Origin of the sequence: Streptomyces niveus, assembly GCF_001723055.1 — a bacterium.
In the GTDB taxonomy this organism is placed as follows: Bacteria; Actinomycetota; Actinomycetes; order Streptomycetales; family Streptomycetaceae; genus Streptomyces; species Streptomyces niveus.
In genome coordinates, this window is record NZ_MDCR01000298.1 from 1 (window position 1) to 19345 (window position 19345).

At 71.0% G+C, this 19345-nt stretch carries 17 protein-coding genes and 1 pseudogene; 8 read left to right on the forward strand and 10 right to left on the reverse strand.

The window, feature by feature from the left end:
* From BHU15_RS39455 to BHU15_RS29130, 5 genes and pseudogenes are all read right to left on the reverse strand, one after another.
* Nucleotides 1-596, reverse strand: a pseudogene (locus BHU15_RS39455) (hypothetical protein); the annotation flags it as partial.
* A 244-nt stretch (nt 597-840) separates the two neighbouring features.
* A complete protein-coding gene (gene ruvX / locus BHU15_RS29115) occupies nt 841-1317 on the reverse strand; it encodes a Holliday junction resolvase RuvX (protein WP_023542967.1) in 477 nt (158 codons plus the stop codon).
* 26 nt (nt 1318-1343) lie between these two features.
* The gene (gene alaS, locus BHU15_RS29120; RefSeq protein WP_023542966.1) at nt 1344-4013 is read right to left on the reverse strand and encodes an alanine--tRNA ligase; all 2670 of its coding nucleotides are present in this window, start codon (nt 4011-4013) and stop codon (nt 1344-1346) included.
* Nucleotides 4013-4369, reverse strand: coding sequence for a DUF6167 family protein (locus BHU15_RS29125; RefSeq protein ID WP_069629897.1), 357 nt, complete (start codon nt 4367-4369; stop codon nt 4013-4015). Before BHU15_RS29125 ends, alaS begins: the two co-directional genes overlap by 1 nt.
* A 7-nt stretch (nt 4370-4376) precedes the next feature.
* Complete coding sequence (locus BHU15_RS29130) at nt 4377-4841, reverse strand: DUF948 domain-containing protein (protein WP_069629898.1); 465 nt, start codon at nt 4839-4841, stop codon at nt 4377-4379.
* A 245-nt stretch (nt 4842-5086) separates the two neighbouring features.
* Here BHU15_RS29130 and BHU15_RS29135 point away from each other — a divergent pair, with 245 nt between their 5' ends.
* Nucleotides 5087-7327, forward strand: coding sequence for an ATP-binding protein (locus BHU15_RS29135; protein ID WP_069629899.1), 2241 nt, complete (start codon nt 5087-5089; stop codon nt 7325-7327).
* Between the two features lie 34 nt (nt 7328-7361).
* Here the strand turns inward: BHU15_RS29135 and rpsD are convergent, their stop codons facing one another.
* A complete protein-coding gene (gene rpsD, locus BHU15_RS29140) occupies nt 7362-7976 on the reverse strand; it encodes a 30S ribosomal protein S4 (RefSeq protein WP_023542962.1) in 615 nt (204 codons plus the stop codon).
* A gap of 180 nt (nt 7977-8156) precedes the next feature.
* Here rpsD and BHU15_RS29145 point away from each other — a divergent pair, with 180 nt between their 5' ends.
* Nucleotides 8157-8834 (forward strand): DUF2470 domain-containing protein, encoded by a 678-nt coding sequence (locus tag BHU15_RS29145; protein WP_069629900.1) that lies wholly within the window; start codon nt 8157-8159, stop codon nt 8832-8834.
* A gap of 18 nt (nt 8835-8852) precedes the next feature.
* On the opposite strand, the gene BHU15_RS29150 is transcribed toward BHU15_RS29145, so the two are convergent.
* Nucleotides 8853-10220, reverse strand: coding sequence for a replication-associated recombination protein A (locus tag BHU15_RS29150; RefSeq protein ID WP_031232187.1), 1368 nt, complete (start codon nt 10218-10220; stop codon nt 8853-8855).
* A 43-nt stretch (nt 10221-10263) separates the two neighbouring features.
* Nucleotides 10264-10899: a vitamin K epoxide reductase family protein gene (locus tag BHU15_RS29155; RefSeq protein ID WP_069629901.1), complete on the reverse strand. Its 636-nt coding sequence runs from the start codon at nt 10897-10899 to the stop codon at nt 10264-10266.
* Between the two features lie 144 nt (nt 10900-11043).
* Between BHU15_RS29155 and BHU15_RS29160 the strand changes: the two genes are divergently transcribed.
* From BHU15_RS29160 to BHU15_RS29175, 4 genes are read left to right on the forward strand one after another with little or no spacing between them, the layout of a single operon-like run.
* Complete coding sequence (locus tag BHU15_RS29160; RefSeq protein WP_069629902.1) at nt 11044-11925, forward strand: ABC transporter ATP-binding protein; 882 nt, start codon at nt 11044-11046, stop codon at nt 11923-11925.
* Nucleotides 11925-12776: an ABC transporter permease gene (locus BHU15_RS29165; RefSeq protein ID WP_069629903.1), complete on the forward strand. Its 852-nt coding sequence runs from the start codon at nt 11925-11927 to the stop codon at nt 12774-12776. The genes BHU15_RS29160 and BHU15_RS29165 overlap by 1 nt, the downstream gene beginning before the upstream one ends.
* Nucleotides 12734-14014 (forward strand): sensor histidine kinase, encoded by a 1281-nt coding sequence (locus tag BHU15_RS29170; protein WP_079128448.1) that lies wholly within the window; start codon nt 12734-12736, stop codon nt 14012-14014. Before BHU15_RS29165 ends, BHU15_RS29170 begins: the two co-directional genes overlap by 43 nt.
* The gene (locus BHU15_RS29175; protein WP_069629905.1) at nt 14011-14637 is read left to right on the forward strand and encodes a response regulator; all 627 of its coding nucleotides are present in this window, start codon (nt 14011-14013) and stop codon (nt 14635-14637) included. Before BHU15_RS29170 ends, BHU15_RS29175 begins: the two co-directional genes overlap by 4 nt.
* Before the next feature lie 249 nt (nt 14638-14886).
* On the opposite strand, the gene hisS is transcribed toward BHU15_RS29175, so the two are convergent.
* Together hisS and BHU15_RS29185 are read right to left on the reverse strand one after the other, a co-directional pair.
* Nucleotides 14887-16149 (reverse strand): histidine--tRNA ligase, encoded by a 1263-nt coding sequence (gene hisS / locus BHU15_RS29180; protein ID WP_069629906.1) that lies wholly within the window; start codon nt 16147-16149, stop codon nt 14887-14889.
* A gap of 14 nt (nt 16150-16163) precedes the next feature.
* Nucleotides 16164-16877, reverse strand: a complete 714-nt coding sequence (locus BHU15_RS29185) for an MBL fold metallo-hydrolase (protein WP_069629907.1) — start codon at nt 16875-16877, stop codon at nt 16164-16166.
* A 169-nt stretch (nt 16878-17046) separates the two neighbouring features.
* Between BHU15_RS29185 and BHU15_RS29190 the strand changes: the two genes are divergently transcribed.
* Nucleotides 17047-17841, forward strand: coding sequence for a peptidylprolyl isomerase (locus BHU15_RS29190; RefSeq protein WP_069629908.1), 795 nt, complete (start codon nt 17047-17049; stop codon nt 17839-17841).
* 255 nt (nt 17842-18096) lie between these two features.
* Nucleotides 18097-19326, forward strand: a complete 1230-nt coding sequence (locus BHU15_RS29195) for a DUF349 domain-containing protein (RefSeq protein WP_023542952.1) — start codon at nt 18097-18099, stop codon at nt 19324-19326.
* The last annotated feature ends 19 nt before the right edge of the window (nt 19327-19345 follow it).

Genomic DNA, 19345 nt, shown 5'->3' on the forward strand with positions numbered 1-19345 from the left:
GGCTGACCGTGTCCCGGCGGGCTGGGCGGGGGGTACGCCTCGGAGGTGCCGTACGGGTCGGGGTTCTCGCCGCCGTAACCGGCGCCCTGCCGGCCCGCGTAGGGGTCGCCGTGGTTCTCGCCGTACGGGGTGGCCGCCTGCTGCCCGGTGTCCCAACCACCGTCGTACTGGGGGCTGTTGGGCTGCCGGCCGACGTACTGCTGATTGCCGTACTGCGGGTCGTGGTACTGCTGCTGCGGGTATTCGGGCTGCTGGTACTGCGGGTGTTGTTGCTGGTACTGGGGGTGCTGAGGCTGCTGGGGGTGGTGCGGCTGCTGCGGGTCGTACTGCTGCTGACCCGTGTCCCAGCCGCCCCCGTCGTACTGCGGGTCGTACTGCTGCTGTGGGTGTTGTTGCTGCTGCTGTGGGTACTGAGGATGTTGAGGCTGCTGGGGATGGTGCTGCTGCTGGGCGTACTGCTGCTGACCCGCGTCCCAGCCACCTCCCCCGTACCCGGGGTCGTACTGCTGCTGCGGAGGGGGCTGCTGGGCCTGAGCGTCGTAAGGAGTCCCGCCGTCGGCGGCCTGTTGGGCGCCCCACCCCTGGTCCCCGTACAAGGGATCCTCGGGGTGCCACGGTTCAGGGCCTCGACCCCGGCCATAGTCAGTCATCGATCCCCTAGAGCCGCGAGGCGACCGGTGCCGGGCTCGGATGGCCCGGTGCCCGCGACGCCTCTCTCTGTGCGGCAGTTGTTCGAATCCAGCCGCATCGCGCGGAACGTTACCGTATCGCGACAAGACGACGGTCACCTGCGCATACAGATAACCGTAAGTATGTTCCGGTTTCGCCCGATCGGACGTCTCAGGTCTGAACCCGCACACCTTCGCCGGGCGGCGCGCCCGAGGCCCGTTCGGACTCCAGCGCGTTCTGCAGGATGATGACGGCCGCCACCTGGTCGATGACGGACCGGCCCTTCTTGGACTTCACGCCCGAGGCACGCAGCCCCTGACCGGCGCTGACCGTGGTCATTCTCTCATCGACGAGCCGTACCGGGACCGGGGCGATACGTCTCGCCACCTCGCCCGCGAAGGCCCGTACCTTGACCGCCGCCGGGCCCTCTCCGCCGCTGAGCGAGCGCGGCAGACCGATCACGACCTCGATCGGCTCGTACTCCTCCACCAGCTGGACCAGCCGCCGGTGGGCGGCCGGGACATCGCGTCCCGGCACGGTCTCCACCGGCGTCGCGAGGACCCCGTCGGGGTCGCACGAGGCGACCCCGATCCGGGCGTCCCCGACGTCGACGGCCAGTCTGCGGCCCCGGCGCGCGAGGGCCGTCACGCTGCCACGTCCTTCGTCACGGGATCTCAGGCCGTCTCGGTGACGAGGCGCTCGACGGCGGCCACGGCGTCGCCGATGGCCTCGGGGTTCTGACCGCCGCCCTGGGCGACGTCCGGCTTGCCGCCGCCTCCGCCGCCGAGGGTCTTGGCGGCGGCGCGGACCAGCTCGCCGGCCTTGAGCCCGCGCTCACGGGCGGCCTCGTTGGTGGCGATGACCGTCAGCGGACGCCCGCCCGCGGTCGTGAAGAGGGCGACGACGGCCGGCCGGCCGCCGGTGATCCGGCCGCGTACGTCGAGCACCAGCCTGCGCAGGTCGTCGGCCGACGTGCCGTCGGGCACCTGTCCGGTGACCAGGGCCGTGCCCCGTACGTCCTTGGCGCCCTCGACCAGTCCGGCGGCGGCGGCCAGCACCTTCTCCGCGCGGAACTTCTCGATCTCCTTCTCGGCGTCCTTCAGCTTGGCGAGCATGCCGGCGATCTTCTCAGGCAGTTCCTCGGAGCGGCCCTTGACCAGCTCCTGGAGCTGGGCGACGACGGTGTGCTCCTTGGCGAGGAAGTTGTACGCGTCCACGCCCACCAGCGCCTCGATACGGCGCACGCCGGAGCCGATCGAGGACTCGCCGAGCAGCTTCACCAGACCGAGCTGGGCGGTGTTGTGCACGTGCGTGCCGCCGCACAGCTCCTTGGAGAAGTCGCCGATGGTGACGACGCGGACCCGCTCGCCGTACTTCTCGCCGAACTCGGCGATGGCACCCTGCTTCTTGGCGTCGTCGATGGACATGACCTCGGCCTGGACGTCGAGTTCACGGGCCAGGACTTCGTTGATCTTCTGCTCGACGTCGGTGAGGACCGTGCCGGGTACGGCGGCGGGCGAGCCGAAGTCGAAGCGGAAGCGGCCCGGCGAGTTCTCGGAGCCGGCCTGGGCGGCCGTCGGGCCGAGCGCGTCGCGCAGCGCCTGGTGCGTCAGGTGGGTGGCACTGTGGGCGCGGGCGATGGCGCGGCGGCGCCGGACGTCGATGGCGGCGAACGCGGCGGAGCCGACGGTGACTTCGCCGACCTGCACGGACCCCTTGTGCACGGAGACACCCGGGACCGGCTGCTGGACGTCGCGCACCTGGATGACGGCGCCGGTGTCGAGCTTGATCCGGCCCTGGTCGGCGAGCTGACCGCCGCCCTCGGCGTAGAACGGGGTGCGGTCGAGTACGACCTCGACCTCGTCGCCCTCGGTGGCGGCGGGCGACGGCACACCGTCGACGAGCAGACCGACGATCCGGGACTCGCCCTCGGTGGAGCCGTATCCGGTGAACTCGGTGGAGCCGGAGGTGTCGGCGACCTCGCGGTACGCGGAGAGGTCGGCGTGCCCGGTCTTCTTGGCCTTGGCGTCGGCCTTGGCCCGGTCCCGCTGCTCCTTCATGAGCCGGCGGAAGCCGTCCTCGTCCACGGACAGGCCCTGTTCGGCGGCCATTTCGAGGGTGAGGTCGATCGGGAAGCCCCAGGTGTCGTGGAGCAGGAACGCCTTGTCGCCGGCCAGGACCGTGCCACCGGCGGCCTTGGTGTCGGTGACGGCGGTGTCGAGGATGTTGGTGCCGCCCTTGATGGCCTTGAGGAAGGCGGCTTCCTCGGCGAGGGCGACGGCCTCGATGCGCTTGCGGTCGGTGATCAGCTCGGGGTACTGCTCGCCCATGGAGCCGATGACCACGTCGAGCAGGTCGGCGACGACCGGTCCGGTGGCGCCGAGGAGGCGCATGTTGCGTACGGCGCGGCGCAGGATGCGGCGCAGGACGTAGCCGCGGCCCTCGTTGCCGGGGGTGACTCCGTCGCCGATGAGCATCACGGAGGTGCGCATGTGGTCGGTGACGATGCGCAGCGAGACGTCGGAGGCGGGGTCGGCGCCGTAGCGGACGCCGGTCAGCTCGGTGGCCTTGTCGATGACGGCCATCGAGGTGTCGATCTCGAACATGTTGTGGACGCCCTGGAGGACCATGGCGAGACGTTCGAGGCCGAGACCGGTGTCGATGTTCTTGGAGGGGAGGTCGCCGAGGATCTCGAAGTTCTCCTTGCCCTCCCCCTCACCGCGCTCGTACTGCATGAAGACCAGGTTCCAGATCTCCACGTAGCGCTCGTCGTTGACGGCGGGGCCGCCCGCCTCGCCGAACTCGGGGCCGCGGTCGTAGAAGATCTCCGAGCAGGGTCCGCAGGGGCCGGGGACGCCCATGGACCAGTAGTTCTCCTTCTTGCCCAGGCGCTGGATGCGCTCGGCGGGGAACCCGACCTTGTCGGTCCAGATGTCCGCGGCCTCGTCGTCGTCCAGATAGACCGTGACCCACAGCTTCTCCGGGTCCAGGCCGTAACCGCCGTCGGCCACCGAGGTGGTCAGCAGCTCCCAGGCGAGCGGGATGACACCTTCCTTGAAGTAGTCACCGAAGGAGAAGTTGCCGCACATCTGGAAGAACGTGCCGTGCCGGGTGGTCTTGCCGACCTCTTCGATGTCCGGCGTACGGACGCACTTCTGCACGCTGGTCAGCCTGGGGGCGGGCGGCTTGGCCTCGCCGAGGAAGTACGGCTTGAAGGGGACCATGCCCGCGGGGACCAGCAGCAGAGTCGGGTCGTCCGCGATGAGCGACGCCGAGGGGACGACGGTGTGTCCGCGCTCCTCGAAGAAGCGCAGCCAGCGGCGACGGATTTCAGCCGACTCCATCAGTGGTCCTCATTCCGGTTGTGCGGTGTACGCGAGTTGATTCGGGAGCTGTGCGGGTGGTCGTTGTACGGGCGTTCGACGCGGCCCTCGACGGCGAGGCGCCGTCCGGCGGGGAGTTCGGGGTCGACGGGTGCGTCGAGCCCCAGTACCTCGCCCAGTTCGGATTCGCGCTGGGCCATGCCCGCGCGGACGTCGAGTGCGAAGTCCCTGAGCCGGTGTCCGGCGTCGACGGCCTTGTCGGCCGCCTGTGCGGCGAGGGACTCGGGCGCCAACTGGCGGACTTTGGCGTGGACCTTGGTGGTGGCCCACACACCGGCCGCCGCACCCGCGGTGAACCAGAACGTACGGCGGAACATCGCTGCCTCAGCCCTTCTGCTTCCTGCTGCGTCGGGCGGACGGAACGGTCCTGCCCACGATCACCGTGCGCCGGCCGCGCGCGGCCGGTACCGGTGCCTTGCGGTCGGCGGGTGCCGGCTCGGCCGGTGCCTTGCGGCCCATCGCCCGGCGTACCCCGTAACCGAAGGCGGCGACCTTCACCAGGGGTCCGCCGAAGGTCGACGCCACGGTCGTGGAGAGCGCCGACGCGTTGGAGGTGACCTCCTGGACGTCCGTCGCGATGGCGTCGACCCGGTCGAGCTGGGTCTGCGCCGCGCGTACGGTCGCCGAGGCGTCCGCCAGCAGCGGTACGGCCTGGTCGGTCACGTCCGCCACGAGTTTGGTGGTCGCCTTGAGCGTCTGGGCCAGCCTCACGAGCACCACGGCGAGGAGGGTGACCAGCACCGCCCAGAAGACGGCCACCAGGATCCCGGCAACCTCTCCACCGGTCACGCTGCACCGCTCTCTGCTTCGGGACCGTCCCCACGGGCGCGGGGAACGCTGTCGTTGTCGGCCCGCCCGGACCGGAGTGGTCCCAGGGCCTTGAGAAAGTCGTCCCTTGAGCCTATCGCGCCCCGGGTGGCTCCCCGTACCGCTTTAGGGCGGTCGCGGACCCTACCTCATCGGGCGGGGCGGGGAGGGGCAGTTGCCCCGGCGGATTGTACGCAGTGCTGCCGCATGAGTACTCTGCGTGTCTCATGCGACCTGTCCCCGGCAATCTCCCCGCGGAGCTGAACCGGTTCGTGGGCCGTGCCGACGAACTGGCCGAGCTGACACGTCTTCTCGGCGAGGTCCGGCTGCTCACCCTGGTGGGTGTGGGCGGTGTCGGCAAGACGCGACTGGCCGTGCGAGCGGCCCTGTCCGTGCGCTCGGCGGATCTGGAGAAACGCTACTGCGACGGTGTCTGGCTCGCCGAACTCGCCGCGATCCGCGACCCCGGACTCCTCGACCACGCGCTCGTGGACGCGCTGCGCGTCACCGACCACAGCGGCCGGCCGGCCCGCGAGGTGCTGCGCGCCCATCTCGCCGGCCGGGACCTGCTGCTGGTGCTCGACGGCTTCGAGCAGCTCGTCGACCCGTGCGCGGAGCTGGTACGGGATCTGCTGCGCCACTGCCCCGGCCTCCAGGTGCTGGCCGTCGGCCGCCGCCCCCTGCGGCTGGAGGGCGAACGGACCCTGCCCCTGGCCCCGATGTCGGACACCGACGCGGCGCGGCTCTTCGCCGACCGGGCACTGGACGTGGCGCCCGGCCCCGCGCTGGACGAACACGACGACGCCGTACGGGAGTTGTGCCGGCGCCTGGACGGCATCCCGCTCGCGCTCGAACTGGCCGCGGCGCGGCTGCGCGCCCTGTCCGTGGACCAGATCCTGCGGCGGATCGACGACCGCTTCCACCTGCTCACCGGCGGCTCGCGCGGCGAACTGCCGCGCCATCGCACGCTCCGTACCGCGATCGGCTGGAGCCACGAGCTGTGCGCCCCGGCCGAACGGCTGCTGTGGGCGCGGCTGTCGGTCTTCGCCGGGCCCTTCGACCTGGAGGCGGTCGAGTACGTGTGCGCCGGTCCCGAACTGCCGGACGAGAGCGTGCTGGACGTGCTCGGCGAACTGATCGCCCAGTCCGTGGTCGTACGCGAGGACTCACCGGCCGGGCCGCGCTACCGGATGCTGGACACGGTGCGCGCGTACGGCGCCGAGTGGCTGGACGCCCTGGCGGACACCGATCGGATGCGCAGGAGACACCGCGACTGGTACATGGGACTGGTCACCTGGTGCGAGGTGGACTGGTTCAGCCCCCGGCAGGTGGAGATCGCCGCCTGCGCGGACAGCGCGCTGCCCAATCTGCGCGCCGCCATCGAGCTCTGCCTGGAGACGGCGGGCGAGGCGCATCTGGGTCAGCATCTGACGGGCACGCTCTGGTTCTACTGGGCGGGCTGCGGCCGGCTCACCGAGGGCCGGCACTGGCTGGAGCGCTCGCTCGCGCCGGAGGTCTCCCGCGACGAGCCGCGGGAGGAGCCGGGGCAATGGCACGACGGCGAAGGGCATGAGGGGGCGCGGCTCAAGGCGCTGTGGGTGCTGGGCTATGTCGCCATCCTCCAGGGGGACAACACGGCCGCGGTGAGGGCGCTGTACGAATGCCGGGGCGAGGCCGCCCGTACGGGAAACGCCCTGGCCCGCGCGTACGCGGTGCACCGGCTGGGCTGTCTGGCGCTCCTGACCGGTGACATGCCGCGCGCCGAACGGCTGCTGCGCGCCGCCCTCGGCGCGTACCGCGAGCTGGGCGAGATCAACAGCAACGTGCTCATGGGCCAGGCGGAGCTGGCCCTCTCCCTGGCCTTCCAGGGCGACCTGGACGCGGCGGTGGCGCTGTGCGCCGACGTGCGGGAGATCTGCGAGGAGAGCGGCGAGCGCTGGGCCCGGTCGTACGCGCTCTACGTCCACGCGTACGCGGCCTGGACGCGCGGCCGGCTCGGTGAGGCACGCGCGCTGCTGACCGAGGCCGTCACCATCCACCACACGTTCAACGACCTGGTCGGTCTGGTGCTGGCGATGGAGCTGATGGCCCTGGTGACCGCGGACGAGGGTGATCCGGCGGAGGCCGCGGTGCTCCAGGGGGCGGCCGAGCGGCTCTGGCGGTCGGTCGGGGCGCCCCTGTTCGGCTCGCCGACCTTCGGAGCGCCGCACGAACAGTGCGAACGGCGTGCGACGGAGCTGCTGGGGGCCGAGCGGTACGGCGCCCGGGTGGCGGAGGGACGCGCCCTGCCGCCGGCGAGTGCCGTCGAGCGTGTGCTGGCCGGGCCGCGCGCGGGGTCCGTACCGCCGCGTCAGCCGTCGGGCGAGCGCAGGCCCCCGCCCGCGCGAGAGGCGGAGCGCAGAACGGACCGGGAAACGCGAGAGCCCGCCGGCTCCCCCGGCCAGATCGGCGGGGAAGCGGCGGGCTGAAGCGCGGTCGATCGCGCGGAGTACCGGCCTGGGATCAGCGGGCGTAGTACTCGACGACGAGCTGCTCGTCGCAGATGACCGGGATTTCCTTGCGCAGCGGGTCACGGTCCAGGCGGAACGCCAGCGCCTTCAGGTTGACCTGGAGGTAGCGCGGGGTCTCGCCGTCGGTGTCGTAGCCACCCTCGCGCGCGACCTGGAAGGGAACCTTCTCGCGGCTGCGCTCGCGGACCATGATGACGTCGTCGGGACGGACCCGGAACGACGGCTTGTCGACCTTGCCGCCGTTGACCTCGATGTGGCCGTGGACGACCATCTGACGGGCCTGGTAGATGGTGCGGGCGATGCCCGAACGCAGGACCAGGGCGTCGAGGCGACGCTCCAGCTCGACGACCAGGGCCTCGCCGGTCTTGCCGCCGGCCTTGCGGGCGCGGTCGTAGGCGCGGGCCATCTGGCGCTCGCTGATGTCGTACTGGGCACGCAGACGCTGCTTCTCGAGCAGACGGACCTTGTAGTCACTGTTCTGCTTGCGGCCACGGCCGTGCTCGCCCGGCGGGTAGGGACGGGCCTCGAAGTACTTCACGGCCTTCGGCGTCAGCGCGATACCGAGCGCGCGTGACTTCTTGACCTTGGGACGCGACTGGTTAGGCACGTTCTCCAGACCTCCGTTGTAGGTTAGGTTAGGCTCACCTTACTCAAAGGAGATCGCATGTCTCGTCGCCCTGGGAACACCACACGCATCACAGACAGTCTCGACGCGCAGGGCATCGATACGACGGAGGTCCGATCAGCTCATGGTCAGCCGCGTCCCAGCGGGCTTGAAATCGCCCGGATGCCGTCAGCAGCCGAGCGCACACGAACTCTCGTACAGAGTACATGCTCAGGTGTGCTGCTCGTCCCGGGCCTGGACGCCCTGCGACCCGACCAGTTGATGCCCGACGCGCGGGCCGTGGACGCCGACGGTGACGTGCTCCTGGTCTTCGCCGCGGACTCCCCCGTCGTCAGGGCGGCGACGCACGCGCAGGCCGACGAGCTGCCCGTGGTGCTGGAGGTCACGGATGTCGCGCCGGTCTCCGTCCCCCACCGTATCCGGGGCCGCGCCTGGGTCTCCGGCTGGCTGACGCGCGCACCCGGCGCCGCGGAGCCCGGTCGGACGACGCTGCGGCTGGAGGTCGGCGAGGCGTACGTGGACGACCTCTGGGGCGCCGAGTCGGTGGAGGCGGACGCGTTCGCGTGCGCGGTGGCGGACCCGCTCTCCGAGCACGAGGCGGAACTGCTCCAGCATCTGCACTCCGCGCACAGCGCCGAGGTGTCGATGCTGCGCTCGCTGCTCGGCGGGCGCACCGGCGGCACGGCGGCCGTACCGGTCGGTGTGGACCGCTTCGGTCTGCGGGTGCGCTTCACCGGCGTCAACTGCTTCGACGCCCGCTTCGACTTCCCCGAGCCGGTGCGCGGCATCGCGGAACTGCGCCGCGCCATGCACGCGCTCTTCGACGCCGCGAGCCGCTGAACCCCGGCGTACGCCCGGTCAGTTCGAGGGGGCGTCGCCGCGCAGACGCATCCGGACCTTCTCGACCACGTCCGCGTACCGCGCCTCCGCGCCGTACCGCGTCGGTGTGTAGTACTCCTTGCCCCGCACCTCGTCCGGGAGGTACTGCTGCGCGGCGATACCTCCCGGCACATCGTGCGGATACACATACCCCTGCGCGTGACCGAGCTTGGCCGCGCCCTTGTAGTGACCGTCGCGCAGATGCGGTGGCACGGGACCGGCCAGCCCCTTCTTCACGTCCTCCAGCGCGGCGGAGACGGCGAGCGTCGCCGCGTTCGACTTCGGGGCCAGCGCGAGCGCGATCGTGGCGTGGCTGAGGGTGAGGGCGGCCTCCGGGAAGCCGATCATCGCCACGGCCTGGGCGGCGGCGACCGCCGTGGGCAGGGCCGTCGGATCGGCGAGACCGATGTCCTCGCTGGCCGAGATCATCAGCCGGCGGGCGATGAACCGGGGGTCCTCGCCCGCCTCGATCATGCGCGCCAGATAGTGCAGGGCCGCGTCCACGTCGGAGCCGCGGATCGACTTGATGAGCGCGCTCGCCACGTCGTAGTGCTGGTCGCCGTCCCGGTCGTACTTCACCGCCGCGCGGTCGACGGTCTCCTCCACCGTGGCGAGGCCGATCTCCCCCTCGCCCTTGGAGATCGCGGCGCCCGCCGCCGCTTCCAGGGCGGTCAGCGCGCGCCGGGCGTCACCCCCCGCGATCCGCAGCAGATGCGCCTCGGAGTCCTCGGGCAGGGTGACCGCGCCGCCGAGGCCGCGCTCCTCGGTGAGCGCGCGCCGCAGCAGGGCGCGCAGGTCGTCGTCGGTGAGCGGCTCAAGCGTCAGCAGCAGCGAGCGGGAGAGCAGCGGGGAGATGACCGAGAAGTACGGATTCTCGGTGGTGGCCGCGATGAGGGTGATCCAGCGGTTCTCCACGGCGGGCAGCAGGGAGTCCTGCTGGGCCTTGCTGAAGCGGTGGATCTCGTCCAGGAAGAGGACGGTCTCCTTGCCGAAGCCGCCGGAGGCACGCCGGGCGCCGTCGATGACGGCGCGCACCTCCTTGACGCCCGCGGTGATCGCGGACAGCTCGACGAAGCGCGCGTCGGTGGCCTTGGAGACGACATAGGCCAGCGTCGTCTTGCCCGTGCCGGGCGGGCCCCACAGGAGCACCGACGAGGGTCCGGCCGGTCCCCTGCCCTGGGCGGCCTGCTCGACCAGCCGGCGCATCGGGGAGCCGGGCTTCAGCAGATGCCGCTGTCCGACGACCTCGTCCAGGACGCGCGGGCGCATCCGCACAGCCAGCGGGCTGCTGGACGGGTCCTTCTCCTGGCGGTCTTCGGCGGCTGCGGTAAAGAGGTCGGGCTCCACACGTGAAGCCTATGCCAGCCCACTGACAACGCGGTCGGCGCGATCAGCTGGTCCAGAAGTCCCACCAGCGGGTCAGGATCAGCATCCCGATGATCCCGATCCACAGCACCGGCAGCACCCAGTGGAACTCCCCCATCGCGCTGCGCAGCCACCGTGGCGCCGGAAGGATCCCGCGTGTGACGTTGTACGTCGTGACGTAGGAGAACATCACGATCGTGGCCACCCAGGCGAGACAGCACCACAGGCAGAGCGAGCTGATGTTGTACAGCGACTGGTACTGGAGCCAGGTGCAGAAGCCGACACCGAACAGCATCCCGGCGTTGAGTCCCAGCCAGAACCAGCGCCGGTAGCGCGCCCCCGCGAGCAGCCCGAGCCCCACACAGATGACGGCCGCGTACGTCACCAGGCCCAGCATCGGATTCGGGAACCCGAACACCGACGCCTGCTCGCTCTTCATGATGTTGCCGCACGACACCACGGGGTTCAGGCTGCATCCCGGCGTGAAGCCCGGATCCTCCAGCAGCTTGAACTTGTCGATGGTGATCACCCACGACGCCAGCAGACCCGCGGCGCCCGTCACCACCAGCAGCCACGCCAGCACTCTCCCCGCCCCGAAGAGACCGGGGGTGCCCCGGTCCTCCCGCTCGGCGGACACGTCGTCCAGCGCTGTACTCGTCATATCGCCGTTCCGTCACTCGTGGCCTGCACCTTGCAGAGGGCCCCGGTCATTCTGCCGCACCGACCCCCGTGTCCACCGTTCGATGGACATAAGGAGGTACGGACGGTTGTCCCGGAGGCGCCCGTTCCGCACGAGGCTGAGGCCATGAGAGAAGCAGCGGAAGCACACGCTTCGACGGGGGATCTCGCGGTGGACGTGACCGGGCTCCGCAAGCGGTACGGCACGGTGACGGCCGTCCAGGACCTGGACCTGCGCATCGGACGCGGCGAGGTCTTCGGCATCCTCGGGCCCAACGGCGCGGGCAAGAGCACGACGGTGGAGATCCTTCAGGGCCACCGTGACCGGGACGGCGGCGAGGTGACGGTCCTGGGGGCGGATCCCGCCACCGGGAGCAGGCGGTGGCGCTCCAGAATCGGCATTGTGTGGCAGGACGAATCCGCGCCCGCCGAGTTGACGGTCCGCGAGACCGTGCGCCATTTCGCCACGTACTACCCGGCCCCGCGCGACCCCGACGAGGTCATCCGGCTGGTCGGGCTCGGCGAGAAGGCGACGAGCCGGGTCAAGGGGCTGTCCGGCGGGCAGCGGCGGCGGCTGGACGTGGCGCTCGGCGTGATCGGCGGCCCCGAGTTGCTGCTCCTCGACGAGCCGACGACCGGTTTCGACCCGGCGGCCCGCCGTCAGTTCTGGGAGCTGATCCGCGCGCTCGCGGACGAGGGCACCACGATCGTCCTCACCACGCACTACCTGGACGAGGCCGAGGCGCTGGCCGACCGGCTCGCCGTGATCGCGACGGGCCGGGTGGTGGCGGAGGGCACCCCGTCCGGTCTGCGCGCGGAGTACGACGCGGCGGCCACGGTCGCGTGGACGGAGCGGGACGGCTCGCCGCGTACCGAGCGCACGACGACCCCGACCCGTACCGTCGCCGAGCTGACCCGGCGCTTCGACGGCGAGATCCCCGGGCTGCTGATCAGCCGGCCCACCCTCGAAGACGTGTACCTGCGGCTCATCGGACAGGAGGCCGTGTGATGGCGACCGCCACCGACCGGCTCGACACCACCCGTAATACAACTCCCGCCGCGCTGCCCGGCACCTGGGCGCTGGGGCTGCGGCGGGGGTCCCTGGAACTGCGGCAGTTCTTCCGCCAGCGCGATCAGGCGATCTTCACCTTCGCCTTCCCGATCGTCTTCCTCTTCCTGTTCGCCTCGATCTTCAGCAACGACGTCGAGGGCGCGGGCATCACCGCCTCGCAGCTCTACGTCCCGTCGATGATCGCGGCGGGCATCATGTCGACGAGTTTCCAGTCGCTGGGCATCTCCATCGCGATCGAGCGGGACAACAAACAGCTGAGGCGGCTGCGCGGTACGCCGATGCCGCCCGCCTCGTACTTCCTCGGCAAGGTGTGGCTCGTCCTGGTGACCGGGCTGCTGGAGACGGTGGCGCTGCTCGCGGTCGGGGTGCTGTTCTACGGCATCGAGCTGCCCACCGGCGCGGTCGACTGGCTGACCTTCGGCTGGATCTTCGTCCTCGGGCTGACCGGGTGCGCGCTGCTGGGGATCGCGATCAGCAGCCTGCCGAAGACCGGGCAGAGTGCCTCGTCGGTGGTCGTACTACCGTTCCTGGTACTGCAGTTCATCTCCGGGGTGTACATCGCCGTCGGCACCATCCCCGACTGGCTGCTGAACATCGGCGCGCTGTTCCCGCTGAAGTGGATGTGCCAGGGGCTGCGCGGGGTGTTCCTGCCCGAGACGGCCGCCGTGCTGGAGCAGGCGGGCGGCTGGGAGTACGGACGGATCGCGCTGGTACTGGGCGCCTGGTGCATCGGAGGACTGGTGCTGTGTCTGCTGACCTTCCGGTGGAAGAGCCGGCGCGACGGGTGAGCCCGCCGGCGGGCGGGGCGCGGGAGACGGACGCGTGGGACCGCGGTTTCCGGCCGTGGGACCTGTACTTCGGTGTCGTCTGGGCGGTGACGCTGATCTTCACGATCGCCGCGCCGAACTCGGCGCCCGTGCGCGCGACGGCGTTCACGCTCTTCCTCCTGCTGGCGCCCTGGTACGTGTGGTTCGGGCGGGCGGAGCTGATGCGGGGCCCGGACTCGCGGGGGGCGCTGGTCTACATCTACGTCGCGATCGGGCTGTTCGTCCCGCCCGCGGTGCTGGTGGGCGAGATGCGCTCGGCGGCGTTCGCGCTCGTACCGCAGTGCTTCATGCTGCTGTCGATGTCCCGCGCCATGTGGGCGGTGGGGGTGCTCAACGCCGTACCGGTGATCGGGTGGGCGCTGTGGTGGCGTCCGGACGGCGAGGCCATCTTCTTCAACGCCCTGTTCGCCGTGGTCAGTCTGGCGTTCTCCGCGGTGCTCGGGAGCTGGATCATCCGGATCATCGAGCAGAGCGCGGAGCGGGCGGAGCTGATCGCCGAGCTGGAGGCGAGCCGCGAGGAGGTCTCGCGGCTCTCCGCGGAGCGGGGCGCGCTGGCCGAGCGGGAGCGGATGTCCCGGGAGATCCACGACACGCTGGCCCAGGGCTTCACGAGCCTGCTGATGCTCGTGCAGGCGGTGGACTCGGAGCTGGAGCGGGATCTGCCGGGCGCCCGCCGTCATCTGGACCTGATGGCGGACACGGCCCGGCGCAATCTCGCCGAGGCGCGTGCCCTGGTGGCGGGTGGTGCGCCCGCCGATCTGAACGGGAACTCGCTGCCGGACGCGCTGCGCCGGCTCGCCGCCCGGCACGGTCCGGGCCCGGCCGAGGTGTCCGTCGAGGTGAGCGTCGAGGTGACCGGGCAGGCCCGCGCGCTGGCGCCGGCGCTGGAGGTGGTGGCGCTGCGGACCTGCCAGGAGGCACTGTCCAACACCGCCCGGCACGCGGGGGCCGGCGCGCGGGCCGCGATCTCGCTCGCGTACTCGGACGCCGCGCTGTGTGTGCGGATACGGGACACGGGCTGCGGCTTCGACGTCTCGGCGCCGTCCGGCGGGTACGGCCTCAGCGGGCTGCGGGCGCGCGCGGCTGAGATGGGCGGCAGCGCGGAGGTGCGCAGCGCTCCGGGCGACGGCACGCTCGTCGCCGTACGCCTGCCGCTGCCCCCACCGCCGTCGCCCTCGCCCACCGGGAGTCCCGCATGATCCGCGTCCTGCTCGCCGACGATCACCCCGTGGTACGTGAGGGGCTGCGCGGCATGCTCAGCGCCGAGCCCGACCTGACGGTGGTCGGCGAGGCGTCGAGCGGCCCCCAGGCGGAGGCGTTGAGCGCCGAACTGGGCCCGGACATCGTCCTGATGGACCTGCGGATGCCGGGCGGCGGCGGTGTGGAGTCGATCGGCCGCATGCGCGCGGCCGGGCTGCCCTGCCGGGTCATCGTCCTGACGACGTACGAGACGGACACCGACATCCTGCGGGCCGTGGAGGCGGGCGCGGCGGGCTATCTGCTGAAGGACCTGACCCGCGCGGAACTGGCGGACGCGGTACGCGCCGCCTCCCGCGGCGAAACGGTCCTGGCTCCCTCGGTGGCCGCCCGCCTGGTCGACCAACTCCGCAGCCGCCCGGACCGCCCCAGACTCTCCCAGCGCGAGACGGCGGTGCTGCGGCTGGTCGCCGAGGGATGCACGAACGCGGAGATCGGACGCCACCTGTTCATCGGCGAATCGACGGTGAAGACCCATCTGCTGCGCATCTTCACCAAGCTGGGCGTGACGGACCGCACGGCGGCGGTGACGAACGCGATGCGGCACGGGCTGCTGGCGGAGTGAGGGCCGGGCCGCCGGCGGACGACCCGAGTTCGAGAACAGTCACGCGACGGTGCGGGGTCGACGCGGGAAGCGTCGAACGGCACAAGCTCCTGCCCGTGGCCACGGCACGATGCCCCGGCGCTCCGTGTCCCCGGGACTCGCCGTGGCGCCCCGCGCCCGAAGTCAACTCAGCCTCGCCGCCGCGCCGCAGCGCGGCGGGCCCCGGCCGCACATGGTGCCGGGGCCCGCCGTGGTGCTCTCCGTACGGAGTCAGGTCAGCTTCGCCGTCAGGTCCGCCACCAGTGCCGCCAGTGGGACCGGCTTCTGTTCGCCGCTTTCCATGTCCTTGACCTGGGCCACGCCCTCCGCGAGGTCGCGTTCGCCGAGCACCACCGTGAAACGCGCTCCCGAGCGGTTCGCGTTCTTCATCGCGCCCTTGAGGCCCTTCGCGCCGAAGCTGAAGTCCGCCGCGACCCCCGCCCTGCGCAGCTCGGTGACCACGCCGAACAGGAGCCGGCGCGCCTCGTCGCCGAGGGGTACCGCGAACACGCTCGTGGCGGGCGGCAGTTGGAGCGTGATGCCCTCCGCCTCCAGTGCCAGGACCGTACGGTCCACGCCCAGCGCCCAGCCCACCGAGGGCAGTTCGGGGCCGCCGATCATCTCCGAGAGGCCGTCGTAGCGCCCGCCGCCGCCCACCGCGGACTGCGCGCCCAGGCCGTCGTGGACGAACTCGAAGGTCGTACGGGTGTAGTAGTCCAGGCCCCGTACGAGCCGTTCGTCGTCCTCGTACGCGACACCCGCCGCGGTCAGCAGGTCCCGTACCTCCGCGTGGTAGACCCGGCACGCGTCGCACAGGTAGTCGCGCAGCTTCGGGGCGTCCGTGAGCTGGCGCTGTACGTCCCGGCGCTTGTCGTCGAGGACCCGCAGGGGGTTGATCTCGATGCGCCGGCGCGTCTCGTCGTCCAGGTCCAGGTCGCGCAGGAAGGTCTGCAGCGCCTCGCGGTAGACGGGGCGGCACTCCTTGTCGCCCAGGGAGTTCAGCAGGATGCGGAAGCCGGTCAGCCCCAGCGAGCGGTACGCCTGGTCGGCGAGGATGATCAACTCGGCGTCGAGCGCCGGGTCCTCGGCGCCGATGGCCTCCGCGCCGACCTGTGAGAAGTGGCGGTAGCGGCCCTTCTGCGGGCGCTCGTAGCGGTAGTACGAGCCCGAGTACCAGAGCTTGACGGGCAGGTTCCCGGCCTTGTGCAGGTTCGCCTCCAGCGCCGCCCGCAGTACGGAGGCCGTGCCTTCGGGGCGCAGCGCCAGCTCGGAGCCGCCCTTGGTGGTGAGGGTGTACATCTCCTTGGTGACGATGTCGGTGGACTCGCCGACACCGCGCGCGAAGAGTTCGACGTTCTCGAAGCCGGGCGTCTCGATGTAGCCGTAGCCGGAGTTCCTCAGCGGCGCGGAGATCGCCTCGCGCACCGCGAGGTAGACGGCGGAGTCCGGCGGAAGCAGGTCGTACGTGCCCTTGGGGGCCTGAAAGGTGTTCATGGGATCTGGCTGCGTCACAATCCTCGTCGCGGAGCGGCGCTCGGGCCGCTTCCGGGGCCTGCGGCCACCTCGCGCAGATACGGGTTGGTGGCTCGCTCGTGGCCGATGGTCGTCTGGGGGCCGTGGCCGGACAGCACCACGGTCGAGTCGTCGAGCGGCAGGCACACACGGCCCAGCGAATCGAGCAGCTCGGCCGGATCACCGCCCGGCAGGTCCGAGCGTCCGACGGAGCCGGCGAACAGCAGGTCGCCCGAGAACAGGAGGGGCGGAATGTCCGCCGCCTCGGGCAGCCCGAAGGTCACCGACCCCTTCGTATGGCCGGGCGCGTGCGCGACGCCGAAGCGCAGGCCCGCCAGGTCCAGCTCGGCGCCGTCGCCCAACTCCTTGACGTCGTCGGGCTCCCCCACGGTCAGCTCGCCCATCAGCGGCATCCCGATGGAGCGGCCGAGGGCCTTCTCGGGGTCGCTCATCATGTACCGGTCCGACGGGTGGATCCAGGCGGGCACGTCGTGCGCGCCGCAGAGCGGGACGACCGACGCGACATGGTCGATGTGCCCATGGGTGAGGATGACGGCGACGGGCTTCAGGCGATGCTTCTTGAGCGTCTCCTGGACACCCTCGGTGGCCTGGTGGCCCGGGTCGATGATCACGCACTCCTCGCCTGCGGCGGGGGCGACCAGATAGCAGTTGGTCCCCCAGGCCCCGGCGGGGAACCCGGCAATAAGCACGATCGTCCTCAAATGTCGTCCGGCGGGAGATTGCGGCAGATCAGAAGCCTACCGGCGCTCCTCATTACACAGGTAACCCATATACGGTACGGGGCTAGTTACCGTTCATAGGACTTGGTTCCCCGCAGCCCGCCCGACAGGGCTCACAGAGACACGAGGAGACGACCCGGTGGTCAACAGCGAGCAGCGCCGGCGCCAGCTTGCCAGGGAGAAGTTCGAGCGGCAGCAGCAGCGCCGGGCGGAGATCCGCGGCAAGGCCAGGCGCCGCAATGTGATCATCGCTTCCGCGCTGGCCGTCGTACTGGCGGCGGGGGGTGGCGCGTACGCCATCGCGGGCCTGACGGACGACAACGGCGAGAAGAAGGACGTCGCGCAGCAGGACAGTCCTTCGTCGCCGCCGTCGCCGAGCGAGAGCAAGCCGGCCGGGCCGAAGATGACGATCGACGCCAAGGCCAAGTACACGATGACCCTCAAGACGAACGAGGGCGACATCGGTATCGCGATGGACGCCGCGAAGACGCCGGAGACGGTGAACTCCTTCAAGTCCCTGACGGACAAGAAGTTCTTCGACGGCACCAAGTGCCACCGTCTGACCACGGAGAACATCTTCGTGCTCCAGTGCGGCGACCCGAAGGGCGACGGCACGGGCGGTCCCGGGTACACGATCGCGGACGAGAATCTCGACGGGCTCGGCAAGCCGGCGGCGGACGGCGCGGTGACCTACCCGGCGGGTTCGGTGGCGATGGCGAATACCGGCCAGCCGAACAGCGGCGGCAGCCAGTTCTTCCTGGTCTTCAAGGACACCAAGCTGCCCCCCTCGTACACCCCGTTCGGGACGATGGACGCCGAGGGCCTGAAGACGGTCAAGGCCGTGGCCGCGGCGGGTGTCACCGGCGACAACAAGGGTGACGGCCCGCCGAAGAAGGCCGTCACGATCGAGAAGGGCACCGTCGACAAGACGTGACCGCGGGTGACCGGCGGGGCGGGTCGTGGCGGGGGTCACCCGCGGCCACGGCCCGCCCCGTCGGCGTACCCGTGAATTTCGGCCGTGCGGAGTGCGGACAGCCGGGCCACCGGTCACCTAGATTGGCGTTGTGCGACGCGCGGACCGTCTTCGCGGATCCGCTTCTCGCGTCGCGGAAGACGGGCGTGGCCCGTCCAGGAAACTGTGGACGATGCCGGGGGGCACCCCTCGCCGGCATCAGGTGGAGGAGGCGCTGTGAGCAGCGACCCGTGGGGCCGTGTCGACGAGACAGGCACCGTGTACGTGCGTACGGCCGAGGGCGAGCAGGTCGTCGGATCGTGGCAGGCAGGTTCTCCCGAGGAGGCGCTGGCCTACTTCGAGCGCAAGTACGAGGGCCTGGTGGTCGAGATCGGCCTTCTTGAGAAGCGGGTGAAGACCACCGATCTCTCGGCCAAGGACGCGCAGTCCGCCATCGACCATCTGCGGGCGCAGGTGGACGAGCATCACGCCGTCGGGGATCTCGCCGCCCTGCGTACGCGTCTCGACGGGCTTGTCGCCACGGTCGAGGCGCGCCGTGAGGAGCGCAAGGTCCAGAAGGCCAAGCAGACGGACGCCGCGCGGGAGTCGAAGCAGGCTCTGGTCAAGGAGGCCGAGGAGCTGGCGCAGAGCGATCAGTGGCGGTCCGCCGGTGAGCGGCTGCGCGCGCTGGTGGACACCTGGAAGGGCCTGCCGCGGCTCGACCGGAAGTCCGACGACGAGCTGTGGCACCGGTTCTCGCACGCGCGCTCGGCGTTCTCCAAGCGCCGCAAGGCGCACTTCGCCTCGCTGGACGCGCAGCGCGAGGAGGCCCGTAAGGCCAAGGAGAAGCTGGTCGCCGAGGCCGAGTCGCTGTCGGGCTCCACGGACTGGGGCGGGACGGCGGCGCGCTACCGCGAGCTGATGACCGACTGGAAGGCCGCGGGCCGCGCGCAGCGCGAGGCCGAGGACGATCTGTGGAACCGCTTCCGCGGCGCCCAGGACGTCTTCTTCGCCGCCCGTGGTGAGGTCTTCGCCGAGCGGGACGCGGAGCAGACGGAGAATCTGAAGGCCAAGGAGGAGCTGGCGGCCGAGGCCGAGCGCCTGCTGCCGGTGAAGGACCTGAAGGCGGCCCGTGCCGCGTTCCGGGCCCTGAACGAGCGGTGGGAGGCCGTCGGGCATGTGCCGCGCGACGCCAGGCCCCGGGTCGAGGGCCGGATGCAGACGGTCGAGCGGGCGCTTCAGGAGTCCGAGGAGAATGAGTGGCGCCGTACGAACCCGGAGGCGCTCGCACGCGCCACGGGTCTGACGGGCCAGCTCCAGGCAGCCGTCGACAAGCTGCGTACGCAGATCGACACGGCGCGTGCCTCGGGCAACAACGCCAGGGCGGACAAGCTGGCGAAGGAGCTGGAGGGCCGGCAGGCGCTGCTGGACCAGGCCCTGAAGGGTCTCCAGGAGTTCGGCGGCTGACCCAGGTCGGACAGCGACG